The sequence below is a fragment of the Rhodanobacter sp. KK11 genome (assembly GCF_033345435.1).
Lineage (GTDB): Bacteria > Pseudomonadota > Gammaproteobacteria > Xanthomonadales > Rhodanobacteraceae > Rhodanobacter.
Genome location: NZ_JAWPMI010000005.1, coordinates 714,998 through 737,231, shown reverse-complemented (window position 1 = coordinate 737,231; position 22,234 = coordinate 714,998). Strand labels below are relative to the sequence as shown.

15 protein-coding genes, 2 tRNA genes and 3 rRNA genes are annotated in these 22,234 nt (G+C 65.0%); 13 read left to right on the top strand and 7 right to left on the bottom strand.

From position 1 onward, the window contains the following. Positions 1-120 precede the first annotated feature (120 nt). Positions 121-792 (bottom strand): DNA repair protein RadC, encoded by a 672-nt coding sequence (gene radC, locus R5H19_RS16760; protein ID WP_318160176.1) that lies wholly within the window; start codon positions 790-792, stop codon positions 121-123. 96 nt (positions 793-888) lie between these two features. On the opposite strand from radC, the gene coaBC reads away from it, so the two are divergent. Genes coaBC through R5H19_RS16745 form a run of 3 tightly spaced genes read left to right on the top strand, consistent with a single transcriptional unit; the run spans position 889 to position 4,929 of the window. Continuing rightward, a complete protein-coding gene (coaBC, locus tag R5H19_RS16755; RefSeq protein ID WP_318160175.1) occupies positions 889-2,094 on the top strand; it encodes a bifunctional phosphopantothenoylcysteine decarboxylase/phosphopantothenate--cysteine ligase CoaBC in 1,206 nt (401 codons plus the stop codon). Further along, positions 2,091-2,549, top strand: coding sequence for a dUTP diphosphatase (gene dut / locus R5H19_RS16750; protein WP_318160174.1), 459 nt, complete (start codon positions 2,091-2,093; stop codon positions 2,547-2,549). Before coaBC ends, dut begins: the two co-directional genes overlap by 4 nt. A 58-nt stretch (positions 2,550-2,607) precedes the next feature. Continuing rightward, entirely contained in the window at positions 2,608-4,929 is a 2,322-nt protein-coding gene (locus tag R5H19_RS16745) for a phosphomannomutase/phosphoglucomutase (RefSeq protein ID WP_318160173.1), read from the top strand. Between the two features lie 83 nt (positions 4,930-5,012). Here the strand turns inward: R5H19_RS16745 and R5H19_RS16740 are convergent, their stop codons facing one another. Then, on the bottom strand, positions 5,013-5,654 hold the full coding sequence (locus tag R5H19_RS16740) for a DUF4124 domain-containing protein (RefSeq protein ID WP_318160172.1): 642 nt from the start codon (positions 5,652-5,654) through the stop codon (positions 5,013-5,015). 106 nt (positions 5,655-5,760) lie between these two features. Next, positions 5,761-6,408, bottom strand: coding sequence for an orotate phosphoribosyltransferase (gene pyrE / locus R5H19_RS16735; protein WP_318160214.1), 648 nt, complete (start codon positions 6,406-6,408; stop codon positions 5,761-5,763). A 113-nt stretch (positions 6,409-6,521) separates the two neighbouring features. Between pyrE and R5H19_RS16730 the strand changes: the two genes are divergently transcribed. The 3 genes from R5H19_RS16730 to R5H19_RS16720 all read left to right on the top strand — a co-directional run bounded on the left by R5H19_RS16730 (position 6,522) and on the right by R5H19_RS16720 (position 9,048). After that, positions 6,522-7,289 (top strand): exodeoxyribonuclease III, encoded by a 768-nt coding sequence (locus tag R5H19_RS16730; protein ID WP_318160171.1) that lies wholly within the window; start codon positions 6,522-6,524, stop codon positions 7,287-7,289. Positions 7,290-7,356: 67 nt separating this feature from the next. Continuing rightward, a complete protein-coding gene (locus tag R5H19_RS16725) occupies positions 7,357-8,595 on the top strand; it encodes an MFS transporter (RefSeq protein ID WP_318160170.1) in 1,239 nt (412 codons plus the stop codon). 150 nt (positions 8,596-8,745) lie between these two features. Then, positions 8,746-9,048: a hypothetical protein gene (locus R5H19_RS16720; protein WP_318160213.1), complete on the top strand. Its 303-nt coding sequence runs from the start codon at positions 8,746-8,748 to the stop codon at positions 9,046-9,048. Here R5H19_RS16720 and R5H19_RS16715 read toward each other — a convergent pair. Continuing rightward, positions 9,018-10,151 carry an anhydro-N-acetylmuramic acid kinase gene (locus R5H19_RS16715; protein WP_318160169.1) on the bottom strand — a complete coding sequence of 378 codons (1,134 nt, stop codon included), beginning with the start codon at positions 10,149-10,151 and terminating at the stop codon, positions 9,018-9,020. The genes R5H19_RS16720 and R5H19_RS16715 overlap by 31 nt on opposite strands. Positions 10,152-10,164: 13 nt before the next feature. Further along, positions 10,165-11,610, bottom strand: a complete 1,446-nt coding sequence (locus R5H19_RS16710) for a peptidoglycan DD-metalloendopeptidase family protein (protein ID WP_318160168.1) — start codon at positions 11,608-11,610, stop codon at positions 10,165-10,167. A gap of 185 nt (positions 11,611-11,795) precedes the next feature. Here R5H19_RS16710 and tyrS point away from each other — a divergent pair, with 185 nt between their 5' ends. The 7 genes from tyrS to R5H19_RS16675 all read left to right on the top strand — a co-directional run bounded on the left by tyrS (position 11,796) and on the right by R5H19_RS16675 (position 19,595). Beyond that, the gene (gene tyrS, locus R5H19_RS16705; RefSeq protein WP_318160167.1) at positions 11,796-13,007 is read left to right on the top strand and encodes a tyrosine--tRNA ligase; all 1,212 of its coding nucleotides are present in this window, start codon (positions 11,796-11,798) and stop codon (positions 13,005-13,007) included. Between the two features lie 465 nt (positions 13,008-13,472). Then, positions 13,473-15,018 (top strand): 16S ribosomal RNA (locus R5H19_RS16700). A gap of 213 nt (positions 15,019-15,231) precedes the next feature. Continuing rightward, positions 15,232-15,308 (top strand) — tRNA-Ile (locus R5H19_RS16695). 1 nt (position 15,309) lies between these two features. Beyond that, a tRNA-Ala gene (locus R5H19_RS16690) sits at positions 15,310-15,385 on the top strand. A gap of 182 nt (positions 15,386-15,567) precedes the next feature. Continuing rightward, a 23S ribosomal RNA gene (locus R5H19_RS16685) occupies positions 15,568-18,449 on the top strand. A gap of 118 nt (positions 18,450-18,567) precedes the next feature. Next, positions 18,568-18,681 (top strand): 5S ribosomal RNA (rrf, locus tag R5H19_RS16680). The 16S, 23S and 5S rRNA genes sit together here with 2 tRNA genes alongside, the layout of an rRNA operon. A gap of 230 nt (positions 18,682-18,911) precedes the next feature. Then, on the top strand, positions 18,912-19,595 hold the full coding sequence (locus R5H19_RS16675; protein WP_318160166.1) for a rhomboid family intramembrane serine protease: 684 nt from the start codon (positions 18,912-18,914) through the stop codon (positions 19,593-19,595). A 6-nt stretch (positions 19,596-19,601) separates the two neighbouring features. Here the strand turns inward: R5H19_RS16675 and R5H19_RS16670 are convergent, their stop codons facing one another. Further along, positions 19,602-20,330: a glutamine amidotransferase gene (locus R5H19_RS16670; RefSeq protein WP_318160165.1), complete on the bottom strand. Its 729-nt coding sequence runs from the start codon at positions 20,328-20,330 to the stop codon at positions 19,602-19,604. 33 nt (positions 20,331-20,363) lie between these two features. Then, a complete protein-coding gene (locus R5H19_RS16665; protein ID WP_318160164.1) occupies positions 20,364-22,184 on the bottom strand; it encodes an ATPase, T2SS/T4P/T4SS family in 1,821 nt (606 codons plus the stop codon). Positions 22,185-22,234 lie beyond the last annotated feature (50 nt).

Here is a 22,234-nt window from a genome sequence, read left to right as displayed (position 1 = left end):
GGCTAGGTCATGAACTCCCCTCCATGACATGGCGACCGGGGATGCCGCTCTCCCCACCTCCCCCAATCGGCCCTGCGGCGTGGCTTGTGCCACGCCGTTTTTTTGTCCGGAGGGTCAGTTTCAGATCAGGCCGCGCGCCGCCATCGACACCGGCTCGCCGCTGCCGATCACCAGATGGTCGAGCACGCGTACGCCGATCAGTTGCAGCGCATCGCGCAGTTCGCGGGTGATCGCGCGGTCGGCGGCGCTGGGTTCGGCCACGCCGGACGGATGGTTGTGGGCAAAGATCACCGCGCAGGCGTTGTGCGCGAGGCAGGCCCGCACCACTTCGCGCGGGTGCACGCTGGCGCCGTCAATGGTGCCGCGGAACAGCTCTTCGAACGCCAGCACGCGGTGGCGGTTGTCCAGATAGAGGCAGCCGAACACTTCGTACGGCAGGTGGCGCAGGCGGGCGCTGAGGTAGTCGCCGCTGTCGCGCGGGTTGCCCAGGCTGGGCTGCTCGCGCAACTGTTCGGCCAGACTGCGCCGCGCCAGCTCCAGCGCGGCGGCGATCCGTGCGTGCTTGGCCGGGCCCAGTCCGCCGGCGCGGATCTGCCGCTCGGGCCGGGCCAGCAGCGCACCCAGGCTGCCGGCGCCGGCGATCAGCTCGCGACCCAGCGCCAGCGCGTCCTTGCCGCGGCTGCCGCTGCCCAGCAGCACCGCCAGCAGTTCGGCGTCGGACAAGGCGGCGCTGCCGCGTGCCAGCAGTTTTTCGCGGGGGCGTTCGCCTTCGGGCCAGTCGCGGATGCTCATGCCCCCAGCTTGCCGGCTGGCGTCCGCGCCGGACAGCGGTGCGTACGAGTGAATCCGGTAAGCTAGGCCTCTGCCCGATTGTCAGGCCCGTCTTACATGAGTCTTGCCCAGCGCCGCATCCTGCTCGGAGTGTCGGGCGGCATTGCCGCCTACAAGTCCTGCGAAGTGGTTCGCCGGCTGCGCGAGCTCGGTGCGGAGGTGCGCGTGGTGATGACCGAGGGCGCCACCCATTTCGTCGGCCCGACCACCTTCCAGGCACTGTCCGGCCAACCGGTGCGGGTCAGCCTGTGGGACGCGCAGGCCGAGGCGGCGATGGGGCATATCGAACTGGCGCGCTGGGCCGAGCGCATCCTGGTGGCGCCGGCCAGCGCCGACCTGCTGGCGCGGCTGGCGCACGGCCAGGCCGACGACCTGCTGACCACGCTGTGCCTGGCCAGCGCCGCGCCGCTGTACCTGGCGCCGGCGATGAACCAGCAGATGTGGGCGCATCCGGCAGTGCAGGCGAATATCGAGACGCTGCGCCGGCACGGCGCGCAGCTGTTGGGGCCGGCGGTGGGTGACCAGGCCTGCGGCGATGTCGGCAGTGGCCGCATGCTGGAACCGCACGAGCTGCGCGACGCGCTGGCGGCCTCGTTCGGCGAACCGCTGTTGGCCGGGCTGCGCGTGCTGGTCAGTGCCGGCCCGACCTACGAGGACATCGACCCGGTGCGCTTCATCGGCAACCGCAGCTCCGGCCGGATGGGTTTCGCGGTGGCCGAGGCGGCGGCGCAGGCCGGTGCCGTGGTCAGCCTGGTGGCCGGGCCGGTGGACCTGGCCACACCGCCCGGGGTGGCGCGGCGCATCGACGTGCGCAGTGCGGCGCAGATGCACGCGGCGGTGCTGGACGCCGCGGCGCAGGCGGACATCTATATCGGCGCGGCGGCGGTCGGCGACTACCGCCCGCTTCAGGTAGCTGCGCAGAAGCTGAAAAAGCACGATAGCAGCGAGCTGACTCTGCGCCTCGGCGAGAACCCGGACATCCTGGCCAGTCTCTCGGCGCAAACCGCGCACCCGTTCCTGGTCGGATTCGCCGCGGAGACGCATGATGTGGCGAGCTATGCGCAGGCCAAGCTGCGCCACAAGAGGCTGGACATGATTGCAGCGAATCAGGTGGGGGGCGGCCTCGGCTTCGAGGCGGCCGACAATGCGTTGACGTTGTACTGGGCCGACGGCGTCGCCGAACTGCCGCGGGCGGCGAAGCCCGAACTGGCGCGCCAGCTGATCGCCTGCGTGGCCGAACGCTACCGGGCGACGCGCGGATGACGATCGACGTCGAACTGAAGATCCTCGATCCGCGGCTGGGCGACAGCATCCCGTTGCCGCAGACGGCCACGCCCGGCAGCGCCGGCATGGACCTGCGCGCCGCGCTGGATGCGCCGCTGACGCTTGCACCCGGCGAAAGCGCACTGGTACCCAGCGGCATCGCCATCCACATCGGCGATCCCGGCTGGTGTGCGCTGGTCGTGCCGCGTTCCGGGCTGGGCCACAAGCACGGCTTGGTGATGGGCAACCTGGTCGGGGTGATCGACGCCGACTACCAGGGCCCGCTGATGATTTCGTGCTGGAATCGCGGCAGCCAGTCGTACACCATCGCGGTGGGCGACCGCATCGCCCAGTTGCTGCTGGTGCCGGTGGCGCAGGCGCGATTGAAGGTGGTGGCCGACTTCGCGCCCAGCGAGCGCGGCGGCGGCGGATTCGGTTCGACCGGCATCCAGTAACCAGCGGGGTCGGCCCGGGCCGTCGGGCCGCTCCACAGTGACAGCCGCGGGGGCGGGTATGGCGTTGAACATCGCAAGAGAACGGCTGCGCAGCCTGCAGGTCGAGTGGCGGGACCTGCTGCCGCTGGCCGGCGCAACCGTGCTGCTGCTGCTGGGACTGTTCTGCAGCTGGCAGACCTGGCTGATCGCCGACGAGGGCAATGCGATCCAGCGTGTGCACCAGGCCCAGGACGAGGCCGTCCAGGTGCTGTCCGGAGAGATCGCCAGCCAGCGCGGCGCGGTCGAAAAAGTGCTGGCCAGCGTGGATCCGGCGACCCTGATGAGCGATCCGGCGCAGTCCGCCGCGGCGCTGCGCCAGCAACTGCCGCAGGCGAAGAAGCTGGAGCTGTACAGCGGTGACCTCAACGAGGTGCTCAAGGCCAATTACCGCGAATTCGGCTATGCCAAGGCGGCCCAGCTGATGGCTGCACAAAGTGCGGAAGGCGTGCCGCTGGCGCAGAGCGTCTCCTACAACGGCGATCGCCGGCTGAGCCTGGTGATTCCGCTGGGGCCGCCGCAGCGGGCCCAGGCGTGGGCGTGGGTCGAGCTGTCGTTCGCGCCGTTGCAGCAGCGCTTCGACGCGATCCCGCCGGCTGGCGGCCGGCTCGATCTGCGTCAGGGCGACGACCACGGCTACGTGCAGTTGCTCTCGCACGGCACCAGCTCGGCCGAGGCCGAGGCCACCGGCAAGCCGGTCGCGGGCAGCACGTTCAGTGTCGGTGCCGGGTTGCCCGGGGCCTTCATCGTGTTGCCGCGCTCGTGGCTGCTGAGCGGCTTGCTGGCCCTGCTCGGCCTGGGCGGCGGCGGCTATCTGCTGCATCTGCGCCGGCGCTGGAGGGTGGAGCCGGTAGTCGAGGAGCCCGAGGTGCCGCTGCCGGCCCGCCAGGCCGCCCCGGTCCGGGCCAAGCCGTCGGCTTCACCGCCGGCGTCGCCGCCGGAGCCGCCGGCGGCCGCGACCGTCGGCGTGGACCCCGGCATCTTCCGCGCGTACGACGTGCGCGGCGTGGTCGGCAAGAGCTTGAACGCGGACGTGGCGCGCCTGCTCGGCCAGGCGATCGGCACGCTGATGGCCGAGAAGGGCCTGCGCGAAATCGTGGTCGGCCGCGACGGCCGGCTGTCTGGCCCGGAGCTGGCCGGCGCACTGGCCCAGGGCCTGCGCGAGGCCGGGGTGGACGTGATCGACCTCGGCGCGGTGCCGACGCCGGTGGTGTACTACGCCGTGTACCGCTTCAACACCGGTTGCGGCGTGGCCGTCACCGGCAGCCACAATCCGCCGGACTACAACGGCTTCAAGATCGTGGTCGGCGGCGAGACGTTGGCCGAAGGTGCGATCCGTGACCTGTACCAGCGCATCGCCAGCGGTGCGCTGGCCAGCGGTGGCGGCGGTGGTCTGCGCCAGGTCGATGTGGCGCCGGACTACATCGAGAAGATCGTTTCCGACGTGCTCGCCGAGCGCCGCCTGAAGGTGGTGGTCGACTGCGGCAACGGCATCCCGGGCGCGATCGCGCCGCAGGTGCTGGAAGGTATCGGCTGCGAGGTGGTGCCGCTGTACTGCGACGTCGACGGCACGTTCCCGAACCATCATCCGGACCCGTCCGATCCGCACAACCTGGAAGACCTGATCCTTGCCGTGAAGAGCAGCGGCGCCGACCTCGGTCTGGCCTTCGACGGCGACGGCGATCGCCTGGGCGCGGTCACCCGTTCCGGCGAGATCGTCTATCCGGACCGCTTGCTGATGCTGTTCGCGCGCGACGTGCTGTCGCGCCAGCCCGGCGCCACGGTGATCTACGACGTGAAGTGCACCAGCCATCTGAAGGGACAGATCCTGGACGCCGGCGGCAGCCCGCTGATGTGGCGCACCGGACACTCGCTGATCAAGGCGAAGATGCGCGAGACCGGCGCCGAGTTGGCCGGGGAGATGAGCGGGCACTTTTTCTTCAAGGAGCGCTGGTACGGTTTCGACGACGGCATCTACGCCGCCGCGCGGCTGCTGGAGATCCTTGCCGGCGACCTGCAGGGGCGCAGCGTCGGGCAGATTTTCGCCACGCTGCCGAAGAGCGTCTCCACGCCGGAACTGAAGGTCGAGCTGGCCGAGGGCGAGCACTACCGCTTCATGGACAAGCTGCGTCAGCAGGCCAGCTTCGAGGACGCCAGCCTGGTCACCATCGACGGCCTGCGCGCCGACTGGCCGGACGGCTGGGGGCTGGTGCGCGCGTCGAATACCACGCCGGTACTGGTGCTGCGTTTCGAGGCGGACGATGCGGCGGCGCTGCAGCGGATCCAGCAGGTCTTCCGCCAGCAGTTGCTGGCGGTGGAGCCGGGTCTGAAGCTGCCTTTCTAGCCGCTATCGGGGAAGCGCCTGCCCGCGCTCGACCCGCCGTCGGCTTGCGTGATCGATCAGCCCGGGATCGCGTCGGCGTCGTTCTACTCGGCCGCCCGGTCCTGCGCCGCCCGGACTTCGCGGTAGTGGGCCAGTTGCCCGACCTGTTGCTGCATGGTGTCGCTGCGCAGGGTCTGCTGGCGGCGCAGCGTGTCGCGCAGTGTGCCGACCACGTTGCGCTGCTGCGCGATGCTGTCGACCAGGAATTTCGGCACCGGGTTCTTGGCGTTCTCGAGTTCGGCCGCGCGGGCAAGCAGGTCGGTCAGCGCCTTTTCTTGGCTGCGCAGGTTGATCCGGGTGGTGTGGATCTGCTGGTCGATGGTATCCAGCGCCTGCTGCAGCGAGATGCGGTAGGACTCCTCGTCCGGATAGGCCGCCAGCATCTGCGCATCGGCATTCGCGCGCTCCTGCGCGGCGCGCTGGCTGGCCGCCTGCTCGGCCGCCAGCTTGTTGGCGGCGGCGCGTTCGGCGGCGTTCAGCTGGCGCGGCACGCGCTGCACGACCATGCCGCGGTCGTTGACCAGGTCGTAGCCGTATTTCATTGCCTCGACGGTGAGGCTGTCGCTGAAGTGCACCAGGCCCTGCCCGTCGTACCATTTGTAGCGGACGTTGCCGGTGTTCTGGGCATGTACCGACAGGCCCGCGAGCAGCGCGACGGCAGCGATGACGAGCAATGGTTTGTGCATGGGTACCTCTCTGGTGGCCCAGTATAGCCAGCGTCGTCGCGCTGCCTAGCTCGACGCCGGCAGCGGCGACCGCCAGTGTGACCGGGTTCGCTCGCGCCCGTCGAGTTCAGCGCTGAACCCCGTAGCGCTCGCGATAGGTCAGCAGGCGCGCGTGCTCGGCGGCCAGTCGCGGCTGCTCGCCGGCGTAGGCCAGCACGTCGTCGAGGCTGGTGATGGCGATCACCGGGATGCCGTAGTCGGCCGCCACTTCCTGCGCGGCCGAGCGTTCGCCCTGCCCGCGCTCCTGGCGGTCCAGCGCGATCAGCACGCCGGCCGGCACGGCGCCGTGCGCGCGGATCAGCGCCAGCGACTCACGCACCGCGGTGCCGGCGGTCATCACGTCGTCGACGATCAGCACGCGGCCCTTCAACGGCGCGCCGACCAGCACGCCGCCCTCGCCGTGGTCCTTCACCTCCTTGCGGTTGTACGCCCACGGCAGGTCGCGGCCGTGGACGTCGGCCAGCGCTATGGCGGTGGCGGCGGCCAGTGCGATGCCCTTGTAGGCAGGACCGAACAGCATGTCCACCGCGATGCCCGCGTTCGCCAGGGCGGCGGCGTAGGCGCGGCCGAGCTGGGCCAGCGCGGCGCCGGAGTCGATCCGCCCCATGTTGAAGAAGTACGGGCTGTGGCGGCCGGATTTCAGGGTGAACTCGCCGAAGCGCAGCACCTCGCGCTCGAGGGTGAGTTTGATGAAGTCGCGCTGGTAGTCGTGCACAGGGGAACTCGCAAGCGGTGGAAGCCGGATGGCGGGCGTCATGGTACAGCCCGCAGCGGTGCGGCCGGGGCCGGCGTGGTTGCTATGATGGCCTCATCGCCCCGGGAGTCAGCATGCGCATCATCACCCTGAACGCCAACGGCATCCGCTCGGCCGCGACCAAGGGCGTGTTCGACTGGCTGCGCAAGCAAAAGGCCGACGTGGTCTGCCTGCAGGAGACCAAGGCGCAGGAAGACCAGCTCAGCGACGCGATGTTCCGTCCCGACGGCCACCACTGCTTCTACCGCGACGCCAGCAGCAAGAAAGGCTATTCGGGCGTGGCGATCCATGCGAAGCGCGAACCGGACCAGGTGCTGACCGAACTGGGCTGGGACGAGTTCGACAACGAGGGCCGCTACATCGAGGCGCGCTTCGGCAAGCTCTCGGTGGTCTCGCTGTACTTTCCGTCTGGTTCCTCCGGCGACGAGCGCCAGCAGTTCAAGTTCAAGGCGATGGAATGGATCACGCCGATCTTCGAGGCGTGGCTGCAGAGTGGTCGCGACTACGTGATCTGCGGTGATTGGAACATCGTGCGCAGCGAGAAGGACATCAGGAACTGGAAGTCCAACCAGAAGAATTCCGGCTGCCTGCCCGAGGAACGTGCCTGGCTCAATGGCCTGATCGAGCGTGGCTGGGTGGACAGCTACCGCACGCTGCATCCCGCCGGCGAGGACTACACTTGGTGGTCGAATCGCGGCCGCGCGCGCGAGAACGACGTGGGCTGGCGCATCGACTACCAGGTCGTCTCGCCAGGCTTGCGCGAGCGCCTGAAGGCCTGCTCGATCTACCGCGACGAGCGCTTCTCCGATCACGCGCCCTATACCGTCGACTATGCCGGCTGAACCGGTAGCGGGCCGGCCAGCGAAGCCGTCGGTATGGCGGGCGTTCGCCCAGCCGGCGGCGTGGACGATGTTCCTGTTCGGCTTTTCCTCCGGCCTGCCGTTCCTGCTGGTGGCCGGCACGCTGGCGTACTGGCTGAAGGAAAACGGCATCGAGCTGAAAGACATCACGATGATCGCCAGCGCCGGCATGACCTACGCATTCAAGTTCGTGTGGGCGCCGTTGCTCGACCACTGGCGGATCCCCGGCTTCGCCCGGCTGGGCCAGCGTCGCGGCTGGCTGCTGTTCGCGCAGCTGGGGGTGACCGCAGGCCTGCTGGCGATGGCGTTGCTGACGCCGGCGCAGTTGACCCCCTTCGTGGCGGCCACGCTGGTGGTGGCGTTCTTCGGCGCCACCCAGGACATCGCGGTGGATGCCTATCGCATCGAGATCGCGCCGATCGAGGCGCAGGGCGCGCTGGTCGCCACCTACTCGCTGGGCTACCGCATCGGCCTGCTGCTGGCCGGCGCGGTAGCGCTGATACTGGCCGACCACCTGCCATGGCGGCTGGTCTACGCACTGATGGCGCTGGCGATGGCGGTGCCGGTGGCGACCACGCTGATCGCGCGCGAACCGGACGTGCTGCGGGTGCGCGCCACGCGCTGGCGCGAGGCGATGCGCGAGAGCGTGCTCGACCCGTTCACCGATTTCTTTCGCCGTTACGGTTGGGCACTGGCTGGGGTGACCCTGCTGTTCCTGCTGCTGTTCAAGATGCCCGAGCAGGCCACCATCGGCGGCATCATGAGCCCGTTCTACCGCGACATGGGTTTTTCCAAGACCGAGATCGGCACCATCACCAAGATCTACGGCATCTGGATCGGCATCGTCGGCGTGTTCATCGGTGGTGCCATGGTGGCGCGCTGGGGCGCGTGGCGTCCGCTCGGCGTCACCATCGTGCTGTGCGGCTGCAGCAACCTGCTGTACCTGCTACTGATCGCCCACCCCGGCGACCTGCTGGTGCTGACCCTGGTGATCTCCGGCGAGAACCTGACCCTGGGCATGCTGGGGCCGCCGACGGTGGCGTTCCTGTCCTCGCTGGTCAACCGCCAGCACACCGCGACGCAATACGCGCTGCTGAGCTCGCTGGTCAACCTGCCCGGCAAGCTGCTCGGCTTCTTCGCCGGCGGCATCGCCACCGCCACCGGCTACGGCGGCTATTTCGTCATCACGGTGCTGGCGGTGCTGCCGTCGATGCTGCTGTTCGCCGGCCTGTGGCGATACTTCCGCGGCGAGGAGCGCGCACGCGCGGCGGCGGAGGCCGCCACATAGGCAACCAGCCGGTGTGGCGTGGCGGCGTTCACAGCGAAACTGCCAAGCCATCCACGAAATCGCCGACGCGGCGCCTGGCTTCGCCGTGGTCGTGCCAACATCCGGTGCGACAGGGGCATGTGCAACCAGGGAGTGACGCTTGTGCCGGACATGATCTTGCAGCACGTCGACAGCCTTCTCACCGAACGGATCCGGGCGCTGGCCAGGGAACGCCAGTGCACGATCAACGACGTGATGCTGAATGCCTTGCGCCATGGCCTGGGCATTTCCGCCGCGCAGGGCTTCAGCGAAAGTCTGCGCGACCCGGAAGCGGTGGCCGTACTCGAAGGCCAGTGGGAAGACGCGGAGCAGGGCGTGTTTCAGGAAGCGCTGCGTGCGCTGGCGCAGACCCGGCCGACGCAGCTCGCTCCGGAGCGCATCCGTTACGACGAACCCGCCGCGGGTGCGGAGTAGATCGCGCCCAGCACCCGCGGTCCGCGCGCGCCGGTGACCGCCGGCAGGTTGCCGGGCAGGCCGAGCAGGCGCTGTCGCGCCAGCCAGGCGAACGCGGTGGCCTCGAGAAAGTCGGGATCGACGCCGTAGCGCGACGTGCGCTGCAGCACCCGAGGCGCCAGCAGTTCGCCCAGTCGCCGCATCAGTGCCGCGTTGTGCACGCCGCCACCGCAGGCAAGCACCTCGCCCGCTTCCGGCGCGTACTGCGAGATCGCCGCGGCGACACTGCGTGCAGTGAGTTCCAGCAGGGTGGCCTGCACGTCGGCAGGATCCAGTGCGGCACGCGGCGGCGTGCGTGCCGCCAGCCAGTCCAGATGGAAGTACTCGCGGCCGGTGCTCTTCGGCGGCTGCAGCGCGAAGTAGGGATCGGCCAGCAGGGCGTCGAGCAGGCCAGCGTCGGGGTGGCCGCTGGCGGCATAGGCGCCGTCGCGATCGAACGGCTCGCCGCGCTGACGCAGGCACCAGGCGTCGAGCAAGCCGTTGGCCGGGCCGGTGTCGAAGCCGAGCACGCTGCCGTCGGCGCCGAGCACGGTGATGTTGGCGATACCGCCGAGGTTCAGCACCACCCGCGTGTGTCCGGGTCGTGCCAGCAGCATCGCATGCAGCGCCGGCAGCAGCGGCGCGCCCTGCCCGCCCGCGGCGACGTCGGCGCGGCGGAAGTCCGCCACGACGTCGATGCCGCAGCGTTCGGCGATCACGCTGGGGTCGCCGAGCTGCAGGGTGAACGGGTATTCGCCGGTGGGACGATGTCGCAGTGTCTGCCCGTGCGAGCCGATCGCGCGGACGGCCGAGGCTGGCGTGCCGCTGCGTTCGAGCAACTGCAGTGCGGCATCGGCGAAGGAGTGGCCGATCTGGACGTCCAGCCGTCCAAACGCGTCGAGGTCGAGCGCGCCCTCGCCCTGGGCCAGCGCAAGCATCCGCCGGCGCAGGTCGTCCGGCCAGGGATGCGTGTGGCTGGCCAGTATCCGGGGCATGTCGTGGCCGAAGTCGGCCAGCACGGCGTCGATGCCGTCGGCGCTGGTGCCGGAGATCAGCCCGATGTAGAGCGCCGAGGCGTCATCCACGCGCAGCGTACGCTCAGTTGTCGTGGTTGGTGGGGGCGTTGGCGCGCGCCAGTCTGATGCGCGCGTCCAGTTCGGTCAGTCGCGCCAGCTGGGGCTTCACCACTTCGGCCTTGAAGCGTGCCATCTGGGCGGCCGGCAACGGTTCCGGCTTCGGCAGGGTCACCGTCTGCGGATTGCGCTGCACGCCGTTGACGCGAAATTCGTAGTGCAGGTGCGGGCCAGTGGCCAGGCCGGTCATGCCGACGTAGCCGATCACCTCGCCCTGGCGCACACGTTCGCCCACGCGCTGGCCCTTCACGAAGCGCGACATGTGCCCGTAGGCGGTGCTGATGCTCCTGTCGTGCTGGATCACCACGAAGTTGCCGTAACCGCGCTCCCAACCGTGGTACTTGATCACGCCGTCGCCGGCCGCGTGGATCGGGGTGCCGCTGGGGGCGGCGTAGTCGACGCCCTTGTGCGCGCGCATGCGGCCGAGGATCGGATGCAGGCGCGCGACGCTGAACTGCGAGGAGATGCGGGTGAAATCCACCGGGATGCGCAGGAACGACTTCTGGATCGGCCGTCCGTCCTCGCTGTACCACCCGTAGCTGCCGTCGGCCTTCTTGAAGCGGTAGGCGGTGTAGCGCTTGCCCTGGTTGATGAACTCGGCCGCGATGATGTTGCCCTGGCCGTAGCGCACGCCGTCGCGGTAAATGTCGTCGTAGATCACCGTGAAGCTGTCGCCGACGCGGAGATCCTGCACGAAGTCGATGTCGTACTTGAACAGATCGGCGAGCTTGCCGACCATCGCCGCGTCCATGCCGGCCTGGTCGCCGGCGGCGTACAGGCTGCTGCGGATCACGCCGTGCGCCACTTGCTCGCGCAGGTCCATGTCGCGCTGCTGGATGGCGACGGTGGGTTGCGTGCCGTCGAGGCGGACGGTGGCACGGCTGGCCTGGTCCTGGTCGAAACGGAAGCCCTTGAGGCTGCCGTCGCTGCCGAGCAGGAAGTCGAATTCCTGGCCCGGACGGATGTTGTGCAGGGCGGATTTCGCGCTGCCGGCGGCATCCATCACCTTTTGCAGGTCGGTCATGCCGAGGCCGCGTGCAGTGAAGATGTCCGACAGCGTCTGGCCGGGTTGTACCCGCACCACCTGCCAATCGTCCACGGTCGGAGCCGTGGTGTTGGCCGGCGTGATCTTCGGCAGCGCCAGCGGCAGCAGCGAATGCGCCTCCGGTACGGGCGCGGGACGCATCGCGCTGGCCCAGGCGGGCATGATGAAGCCGGACAGCAGGGTGATCAGCAGTGCCGTGCCGGCGAGCACCAGGCGCTCGCGTTGCCAGCGGATCGGCTCGAGTTCGCCCGAGCGATTGAAGGACCAGTGGGCACAGCGTTCATAGAAATGGGAGTGCCGCCGTTGTGCCTTGCGGCAGATCGCCTGCTTGCGGGTTTGCCGCGCCCCCTGTTTTTCTTCTGTCATGCTGTGCACGCCCGCGCTACAAAGTAACAAACCCCGCGTACCATAGCGGTCATGTGCAAAGGGCGTCAACGCCTTTCGCATCAAGGGTTTGCAACGCATTTGCTGTTAACACACAATTAACGTAGGCGGCACGGTCGCATGGCGAACCGTCGCCCACTTCATTTACATCGACTGAGAAACCTTGAATGAGCGAGCTTGACCGGGCGCTGGCCACGATGGCGCGTGGCGCCGACGAAATCATCAAGCGGGAAGACCTGGCCGAGCGCCTGAAGCAGGGTCGCCCGTTGCGGATCAAGGCCGGTTTCGACCCGACCGCGCCGGATCTGCATCTGGGCCACACCGTGCTGCTGAACAAGATGCGTCAGTTCCAGGACCTGGGCCACCAGGTGATCTTCCTGATCGGCGACTTCACCGGCATGATCGGCGACCCCACTGGCAAGAACGTCACGCGCAAGCCGCTCAGTCGCGAAGACGTGCTGGCCAACGCCGAGACCTACGCCGAGCAGGTCTACAAGGTGCTCGACCGCGAGAAGACCGAGCTGCGCTTCAACTCCGAATGGTTCGGCAAGATGAGTGCGGCCGACATGATCCGGCTGGCCGCCCAGCACACCGTGGCGCGCATGCTCGAGCGCGACGACTTCACCAAGCGCTATGCGACGCAACAGCCGATCGCGATCCACGAATTCCTGTATCCGTTGGTGCAGGGCTACGATTCGGTGGCACTGAAGGCGGACGTGGAGCTGGGTGGCACCGACCAGAAATTCAATCTTCTAATGGGGCGCGCGCTGCAGGAGCACCACGGCCAGCCGCCGCAGATCGTGCTGACCATGCCGCTGCTTGAGGGACTGGACGGCGTCAACAAGATGTCCAAGTCACTGGGCAACTACATCGGCATCAACGAGCCGGCGATCGACATCGTCACCAAAACCATGAAGATCGGTGACGAACTGATGTGGCGCTGGTTCGAGCTGCTCAGCTTTGACGTCTCGCTGGACGAGCTGGCGCGCATGAAGCAGGACGTCGCCAGCGGCATGCTCAACCCGCGCGATGCGAAGCTGCGCCTGGCGCACGAGCTGGCCGTGCGCTTCCACGGCGCGGCCGCCGCCGAGCAGGCCGTGGCAGGCTGGCACGCGGTGGTGCGCGGCGAGGGCGACACCTCGCTGCTGCCGCAGGCCGACATCGTGGTGCCGGCGGAGGGCGTGCGCCTGGCCGCCCTGCTGACCGCGGCGGGACTCACCGCCAGCAATTCCGAGGCGAATCGCAAGTTGAAGGAGCGCGCCGTGCGCATCGACGCTGAGGTCGTGGAGGATGCGCAGCGTGTATTCAGCGCCGGTTTCGAGGGCGTGCTGCAGGTGGGCAAGCGCAATTTCGCTCGTGTGAAGCTCGTGCTTGCCTGATCCGGTACGGTCCCGTCGGCGCGATGGCGTCTGTGGCGTTCCCGAGATAAAGAATAATTCGGCGACACGACAGGCGCTTGCGCAGATTCCATGAAATTTTTCTCAAGAAACGCTTGCCAAATACGGCGCAGCCCGTATCATTCGCGGCCCGCAGTCGCCCAACGTCGCCAGACGGACCGCCGGGGTCGCGAGGATTCTTCCTTGCGGGTGTTGACGGTCTAGAAAAGCGATGTAGAATGGGCGGCTCACCCGGTGCGAAAGGCCCCGGGGCGATCACCGAAAGGGTGGTTGGAGAAGTGAAGATCTTTGACAGTGTGCGCAGGTGAATTGTGTGGACGTCTTGTGCTGATGGGTTGCGACCTGTCCAAGCAATGCAAGCGTCCCACCAAAGAAAGTCAGTAATGAGTTTTTTCGGTTGGGAAGAACGCTTCGGAAAGATAGATCATCTTCGGATGGTCGAAAACTTAAGTGAAGAGTTTGATCCTGGCTCAGATTGAACGCTGGCGGCATGCCTAACACATGCAAGTCGAACGGCAGCACAGAGGAGCTTGCTCCTTGGGTGGCGAGTGGCGGACGGGTGAGTAATGCATCGGGATCTACCCAGACGTGGGGGATAACCTCGGGAAACCGGGACTAATACCGCATACGTCCTACGGGAGAAAGCGGGGGACCTTTTAGGCCTCGCGCGGCTGGACGAACCGATGTGCGATTAGCTAGTTGGTGGGGTAATGGCCTACCAAGGCGACGATCGCTAGCTGGTCTGAGAGGATGATCAGCCACACTGGGACTGAGACACGGCCCAGACTCCTACGGGAGGCAGCAGTGGGGAATATTGGACAATGGGCGCAAGCCTGATCCAGCAATGCCGCGTGTGTGAAGAAGGCCTTCGGGTTGTAAAGCACTTTTATCAGGAACGAAATCTGCATGCTTAATACGTGTGCAGTCTGACGGTACCTGAGGAATAAGCACCGGCTAACTTCGTGCCAGCAGCCGCGGTAATACGAAGGGTGCAAGCGTTAATCGGAATTACTGGGCGTAAAGGGTGCGTAGGCGGTTGCTTAAGTCTGTCGTGAAATCCCCGGGCTCAACCTGGGAATGGCGATGGATACTGGGCAGCTAGAGTGTGTCAGAGGATGGTGGAATTCCCGGTGTAGCGGTGAAATGCGTAGAGATCGGGAGGAACATCAGTGGCGAAGGCGGCCATCTGGGACAACACTGACGCTGAAGCACGAAAGCGTGGGGAGCAAACAGGATTAGATACCCTGGTAGTCCACGCCCTAAACGATGCGAACTGGATGTTGGTCTCAACTCGGAGATCAGTGTCGAAGCAAACGCGTTAAGTTCGCCGCCTGGGGAGTACGGTCGCAAGACTGAAACTCAAAGGAATTGACGGGGGCCCGCACAAGCGGTGGAGTATGTGGTTTAATTCGATGCAACGCGAAGAACCTTACCTGGCCTTGACATGTCCGGAATCCTGCAGAGATGCGGGAGTGCCTTCGGGAATCGGAACACAGGTGCTGCATGGCTGTCGTCAGCTCGTGTCGTGAGATGTTGGGTTAAGTCCCGCAACGAGCGCAACCCTTGTCCTTAGTTGCCAGCACGTAAAGGTGGGAACTCTAAGGAGACTGCCGGTGACAAACCGGAGGAAGGTGGGGATGACGTCAAGTCATCATGGCCCTTACGGCCAGGGCTACACACGTACTACAATGGTCGGTACAGAGGGTTGCAATACCGCGAGGTGGAGCCAATCCCAGAAAGCCGATCCCAGTCCGGATTGGAGTCTGCAACTCGACTCCATGAAGTCGGAATCGCTAGTAATCGCGGATCAGCTATGCCGCGGTGAATACGTTCCCGGGCCTTGTACACACCGCCCGTCACACCATGGGAGTGGGTTGCTCCAGAAGGCGTTAGTCTAACCGCAAGGAGGACGACGCCCACGGAGTGGTCCATGACTGGGGTGAAGTCGTAACAAGGTAGCCGTATCGGAAGGTGCGGCTGGATCACCTCCTTTCAAGAAACGACGGCGTGAGTCATCACGCAAGACGTCCACACAAGACACCTGTACTTCACGCGAAGGGTTTGCTTTACGCAACGTCCGTGTTGCGAAGAGCCGAGCCGGCCGTCCGGACCGGACTCTTCACAACAACCGCTTCGAACGGGGCTCACGGCCGCGTCGAACGAAACCAGGTAGCTTGGCTCGCGGGTTCTGGGATTCATCCTTCATGGGTCTGTAGCTCAGGTGGTTAGAGCGCACCCCTGATAAGGGTGAGGCCGGTGGTTCGAGTCCACCCAGACCCACCATGGGGCCATAGCTCAGCTGGGAGAGCACCTGCTTTGCAAGCAGGGGGTCGTCGGTTCGATCCCGACTGGCTCCACCACTCAGCGTGAAGTATCAGCACACCCAAGATTTCGAAATCATCCGGCATTGAGGCCGGCGTGATGTTCTTTGAAAACAAGTAAACGAGTGACAAGCGTCTTGGTTCGAACCGAACCGAGGCAAGTGTTAAGGCACGAACGAAGTGGTTTGGACGTGTGATCCCGAGGCGACTTGGGGTTATATGGTCAAGCGACTAAGCGTATACGGTGGATGCCTTGGCAGTCAGAGGCGATGAAGGACGTGGCAGCCTGCGAAAAGTGTCGGGGAGCTGGCAACAAGCTTTGATCCGGCAATGTCCGAATGGGGAAACCCACCGCGCGAGCGGTATTGCATGGTGAATACATAGCCATGCAAGGCGAACCCGGGGAACTGAAATATCTAAGTACCCGGAGGAAAAGAAATCAACCGAGATTCCCTCAGTAGCGACGAGCGAACGGGGACTAGCCCAAAAGCGCACAGTGTTTTAGTTGAACAGTCTGGAAAGGCTGGCCATAGACGGTGATAGCCCGGTAAGCGAAAGGGCACCGTGCGTGAAATTGAGTAAGGCGGGGCACGTGAAACCTTGTCTGAACATGGGGGGACCATCCTCCAAGGCTAAATACTCCTGACTGACCGATAGCGAACTAGTACCGTGAGGGAAAGGCGAAAAGAACCCCGGAGAGGGGAGTGAAATAGACCCTGAAACCGTATACGTACAAGCAGTGGAAGCCCGCAAGGGTGACTGCGTACCTTTTGTATAATGGGTCAGCGACTTACTGTCAGTGGCAAGCTTAACCGTATAGGGGAGGCGAAGAGAAATCGAGTCTGAATAGGGCGCATAGTCTCTGGCAGTAGACCCGAAACCGAGTGATCTATCCTTGGCCAGGTTGAAGGTGCGGTAACACGCACTGGAGGACCGAACCCACATCTGTTGCAATAGATGGGGATGAGCTGAGGATAGGAGTGAAAGGCTAAACAAACTCGGAGATAGCTGGTTCTCCTCGAAAGCTATTTAGGTAGCGCCTCGGACGAATCTTCCTGGGGGTAGAGCACTGTTATGGCTAGGGGGTCATCGCGACTTACCAAACCATGGCAAACTCCGAATACCAGGACAGACTATCCGGGAGACACACGGCGGGTGCTAACGTCCGTCGTGAAAAGGGAAACAACCCAGACCCGCAGCTAAGGTCCCCAAGTCATGGCTAAGTGGAAAACGATGTGGAAAGGCATAGACAGCCAGGAGGTTGGCTTAGAAGCAGCCATCCTTTAAAGAAAGCGTAATAGCTCACTGGTCGAGTCGGTCTGCGCGGAAGATTTAACGGGGCTAAGCCATGCACCGAAGCTCGGGGTGTGCACATTTATGTGTACGCGGTAGAGGAGCGTTCCGTAAGCCTGTGAAGGTGGATCGTAAGGTCTGCTGGAGGTATCGGAAGTGCGAATGCTGACATGAGTAACGATAATGGGGGTGAAAAGCCCCCACGCCGAAAGCCCAAGGTTTCCTCGCGCAACGTTCATCGGCGCAGGGTGAGTCGGCCCCTAAGGCGAGGCAGAAATGCGTAGTCGATGGGAAGCTGGTTAATATTCCAGCACTTTTCTCAAGTGCGATGTGGGGACGGAGAAAGTTAGGTCTACCGGGCGTTGGTTGCCCCGGGGAAAGGCGGTAGGCATGGATCTTTGGCAAATCCGGGATCCTTTATGCCGAGCACCGAGACGAGCCCTTTTGGGCGAAGTGACTGATACTACGCTTCCAGGAAAAGCCACTAAGCTTCAGCTTGAGAAAAACCGTACCGTAAACCGACACTGGTAGGCAGGGTGAGAATCCCAAGGCGCTTGAGAGAACTCGGGTGAAGGAACTAGGCAAAATGGCACCGTAACTTCGGGAGAAGGTGCGCCCTTCGACGTGGTCACGTGCGTGACTGAGCGTTGAAGGGTCGCAGTAACCTGGCCGCTGCGACTGTTTATCAAAAACACAGCACTCTGCAAACACGAAAGTGGACGTATAGGGTGTGACGCCTGCCCGGTGCTGGAAGGTTAATTGATGGGGTCAGCCGCAAGGCGAAGCTCTTGATCGAAGCCCCAGTAAACGGCGGCCGTAACTATAACGGTCCTAAGGTAGCGAAATTCCTTGTCGGGTAAGTTCCGACCTGCACGAATGGCGTAACGACAGCGGCGCTGTCTCCACCCGAGACTCAGTGAAATTGAATTCGCTGTGAAGATGCAGCGTTCCCGCGGCAAGACGGAAAGACCCCGTGAACCTTTACTATAGCTTTACACTGAACGTTGAGTTCTTCTGTGTAGGATAGGTGGGAGGCTTTGAAGTGCAGACGCCAGTTTGCATGGAGCCATCCTTGAAATACCACCCTGAAGTGCTTGACGTTCTAACCTCGATCCGTAATCCGGACCAGGGACCGTGTATGGTGGGTAGTTTGACTGGGGCGGTCTCCTCCCAAAGAGTAACGGAGGAGCACGAAGGTACGCTCAGCGCGGTCGGACATCGCGCACTGTGTGCAAAGGCATAAGCGTGCTTGACTGCGAGATCGACGGATCAAGCAGGTACGAAAGTAGGTCTTAGTGATCCGGTGGTTCTGTATGGAAGGGCCATCGCTCAACGGATAAAAGGTACTCCGGGGATAACAGGCTGATACCGCCCAAGAGTTCATATCGACGGCGGTGTTTGGCACCTCGATGTCGGCTCATCACATCCTGGGGCTGTAGCCGGTCCCAAGGGTATGGCTGTTCGCCATTTAAAGTGGTACGCGAGCTGGGTTCAGAACGTCGTGAGACAGTTCGGTCCCTATCTGTCGTGGGCGTTGGAGATTTGAGGGGGGCTGCTCCTAGTACGAGAGGACCGGAGTGGACGTTCCGCTGGTGTTCGGGTTGTCTCGCCAGAGGCATTGCCCGGTAGCTATGAACGGAAGTGATAACCGCTGAAAGCATCTAAGCGGGAAGCACGCCCCAAGATGAGATCTCCCGAGAGCTTGACTCTCCTTAAGGCACCATCAAGACCAGGTGGTTGATAGGTCAGGTGTGGAAGCGCAGCAATGCGTTCAGCTAACTGATACTAATGAGCCGTGCGGCTTGACCATATAACCCCAAGTGGCTTCACGTGCACGAACTTCTCTCGGTAAACCGATTCACCTCGACGCTTGTCACTCGTTTACACCCTCTGTGGAGCCGGCGCTCAAGCGCTGCTCCCACCCCTTCCCTGGCGGCCATAGCGGCGTGGTCCCACCTGATCCCATCCCGAACTCAGAAGTGAAACGCGCATGCGCCGATGGTAGTGTGGCTTTGCCATGCAAGAGTAGGTCACCGCCAGGGGCTTTTTTCCAGAAGGCCTCCCCACCCGGGGAGGCCTTCGTCTTTTTGGAGTCGCGGGCACGCTCGCCTCAGCCTGCAGCGGCAGCGAAGGCTGCTTGGCGCATCACCGGGCGATTGGCCCAGCGCCAATCTCCACCTCAGCCTTCACACACCGCGGGCATCGGTCAATATGCTCCTTCGCCTATGATGTCGGCGCGCCGCGATCCGGTGCATGCCTGGGGAAACGGTCCTTGTTTGTTCATGTCGAAACGCGTCGTCGGCCCCGATGGCACTGGGCGACCCTGCTGATGGTGACCGTCTGCGTGGTGTGCTTTGTAGGCCTGGCACTGCTGCCCGCCACGCGACGGGTTTCCCTTTTGCTGGAGTGGGGCACGGTGCCGGCGAATATCTTCGACCCGCATGAAGCGTTGCTGCCGCAGCTGACCGATCCCGCCCTGCTGCGCCTGTTCACGGCGCTGTTCATCCACGTGACCTGGCTGCACTTGTTGAGCAACCTGCTGTTCCTGGCGATCTTCGGCCTGCCGGGCGAGCGGGCGCTGGGCTCGCTGCGCTTCCTGCTGCTGTTCATCGCGGGCGGGATGGTGGCGAATCTGATCGGCGCGCTGTCGCTGACCGGTGTGCGCCTGCCGATCATCGGCTGCAGCGGAGCGGTATCAGCGGTGGTCGGCACGTACGTGGCGCTGTTTCCGCGCGCGCGGCTCGGCCTGGTGTTGCCGCTGGGCCTGTATCTGGAATTCGTGCGGGTGCCGGCGTTCCTGCTGATCGGTTTGTGGGTGCTGCTGCAGTTGCTGTTCAGCTACGCGGGGCCGAGTTATGGCGCCTACGTATGGTGGGCGCATATCGGCGGTTTCCTGTTCGGCGTGGTGTTCGCGCTGTTTTCGCGCGATGCGATCGCCCGCCGCTTGCGTGGCTGAGGAAGTTCAGCCTGCGGCCGCGGTCCAGTGGTGGTGGCGCGAAAACCGACGCAGCAGCCGGCGGGCGCTCGGCGTGGCGGCCACGGCGCTGAGGATCTGCTGCGGGTCCATGCCCTCGCGCCGCATGTCAGCGTGCTTGTGCCGGATGTAGGCACGCATCACCTCGGCGTTGAATTCGGGGTGGAACTGTACGCTGAGCGCATGCGGTCCGTAGCGCAGCAGCTGATGCGGGTCCCGCGCCGACCGGGCCAGTACGATGGCCCCGGCGGGCGGCTCGAGCACGCTTTGCTGGTGCGTGGTATGCGCGCGGAAGCTGGTCGGCAGCACGGTAGCCAGCGGGTCGTGTGCGGCGGAAGTCGACAGCTCGATCGTCTGGGTGCCAATTTCGCGCCCATCCGGCAGGTAGTCGACGCGCCCGCCCAGCGCATGGGCCATCAGCTGGTGGCCGTAGCAAACGCCGAACAGGGGCAGCTCGACGTCCATGGCATCGCGGATCCAGCCGGCGGTACGCTCGCTCCAGTCCGTTCGTTCGGTGACCATGGCGGCCGAACCGGTGATGATGGCGCCGGCGACCTCCCGCGGTGTCGGCAGCGTTTCCCCGGCGGCTACGTCGACGACTTGCAGATGGTGCAAGCGCAGCCCTGCGCCCAGCCGGAACCAGTGTGGAAAGTCGCCGTGGCGGGCGCGGATGAAATCCGGCGCACGGCCGGTGCGGATGATCAGTACGCGCTTCATGCAGGAGACCGTTGGTGAATCATCTGGACGTCTTTACGGCTGGGCATCACCGAGCACGTCAATCGGCGGCAATACGGTGAGGACTTCCTGCACCGTGGTCAGTCCGGCGGCAACCTGGTCGGCGGCCGAGATGCGCAGCGGGCGCATGCCTTCGGAGAGCGCCGCCTGGCCGAATCCGCCGAGGTCGAGCTGGGCCGAGATCATGCCGCGCAACCGCGGCGACAGCTTCATCATCTCGTAGATGCCGGTGCGCCCGAGGAAACCGGTATTGCGGCACTCCAGGCAACCGACCGGCCGAAACACCTGCGACGGTACCGGCAGGTTCCAGCCATGGGTAAGCACGTTCCAGGCGTGCGGATCCTGCGTGTCCGCCTGCTTGCAGTGCGGGCACAGCGTGCGCACCAGCCGCTGTGCCACCACGCCGGTCAGGGTGGATTGGATCAGGTAGTGCGGCACCCCCAGGTCGAGCAGGCGGGTGACGGCGCTGGGCGCATCGTTGGTGTGCAGGGTGGACAGCACCAGGTGGCCGGTGAGCGAGGCTTGCACCGCCATCTGCGCGGTCTCCAGGTCACGGATCTCGCCGATCATGATGATGTCCGGGTCTTGCCGCAGCAGCGTGCGCACGCCGGCGGCGAAATCGAGGTCGATCGCCGCGTGCACCTGCATCTGGTTGAATTCCGGCGAGACCATCTCGATCGGATCTTCCACCGTGCACACGTTGAGCTCGGGCGTGGCCAGGTGCTTCAGCGTGGAGTACAGCGTGGTGGTCTTGCCCGAGCCGGTGGGGCCGGTGACCAGCACGATGCCGTGCGGGCGCTCGACCATATTGCGCCAGTTGGCGGCCTCGTCGGCGGAGAAGCCGAGCTGGGCGAAGTCCTTCACCACCAGGTCCGGATCGAAGATACGCATCACCACCTTCTCGCCGAACGCGGTGGGCATGTTCGAGATGCGCAGCTCCACCTCGCGCCCGCCGGACGAGCGGGTCTTGATGCGACCGTCCTGCGGGCGGCGCTTCTCGGCCACGTCCATGCGGGCCAGGATCTTGATGCGGGCGGTCACCGCGGTCATCACCGGTGCGGGCAGTTCGAACACTTTCTGCATGACGCCGTCGATGCGGAAGCGGATGTACCCGGTGTCACGACGTGGCTCCAGGTGGATGTCCGAGGCGCGCTGTTCGAATGCGTACTGCAGCAGCCAGTCGACGATGTGCACCACGTGGCGGTCATCGGCGCCCACCTCGCCGCTCTTGCCCAGTTCGACCAGTTGCTCGAAGTTGAGGATGGCCGAGGATGCATCGCTGCCGGCCTTGGCGTCCTGCGCCAGCTGGATCGAGCGCTGGACGCCGTAGAACTCCTGCAGGTAGCGGTTGATGTCGATCGGGCTGGCCACCACGCGCTTGACGTCGCGCCGAAGCATCTGCGCGAGGTCGGGCGCCCAGTCGGCCTCGAACGGCTCGCAGGTGGCGAACGTCACCTCGCCCGGGGCGGCTGCGATCGGCAGGATGCGGTGGCGCTTGGCATAGGCATGGCTTACCACCTGGGTCGCCGCCGCGACGTTGATCTTCATCGGATCGATCTTCAGGTACGGCAGCCCGGCGTGGCCGGCCAGCCACTCAGTGAGGGCTTCCAGGCTCAGCGGGCGTCCCGGATCGCGCTGGTTGGCCAGCCGTGCGTTCGCGATCAGCACCAGCGGGTGCAGCTCGATCGTGCTGCGGCCGGCCCGCGCGCCCATGCGCACCTGCTTGGCGTCATCGGCCAGCAGGTAACCGTCGACCACCAGCGTCGCCAGCAGTTCGTCCAGTTCCAGCCGGCCACGGCGGCCAAGCAGGGATGCGATTTGCGGTGAAGCGGCCATCCGGAGGCGTCCCCTTCGATGCGCTTTCCGGCCGGAATCCGGCGAAAAAG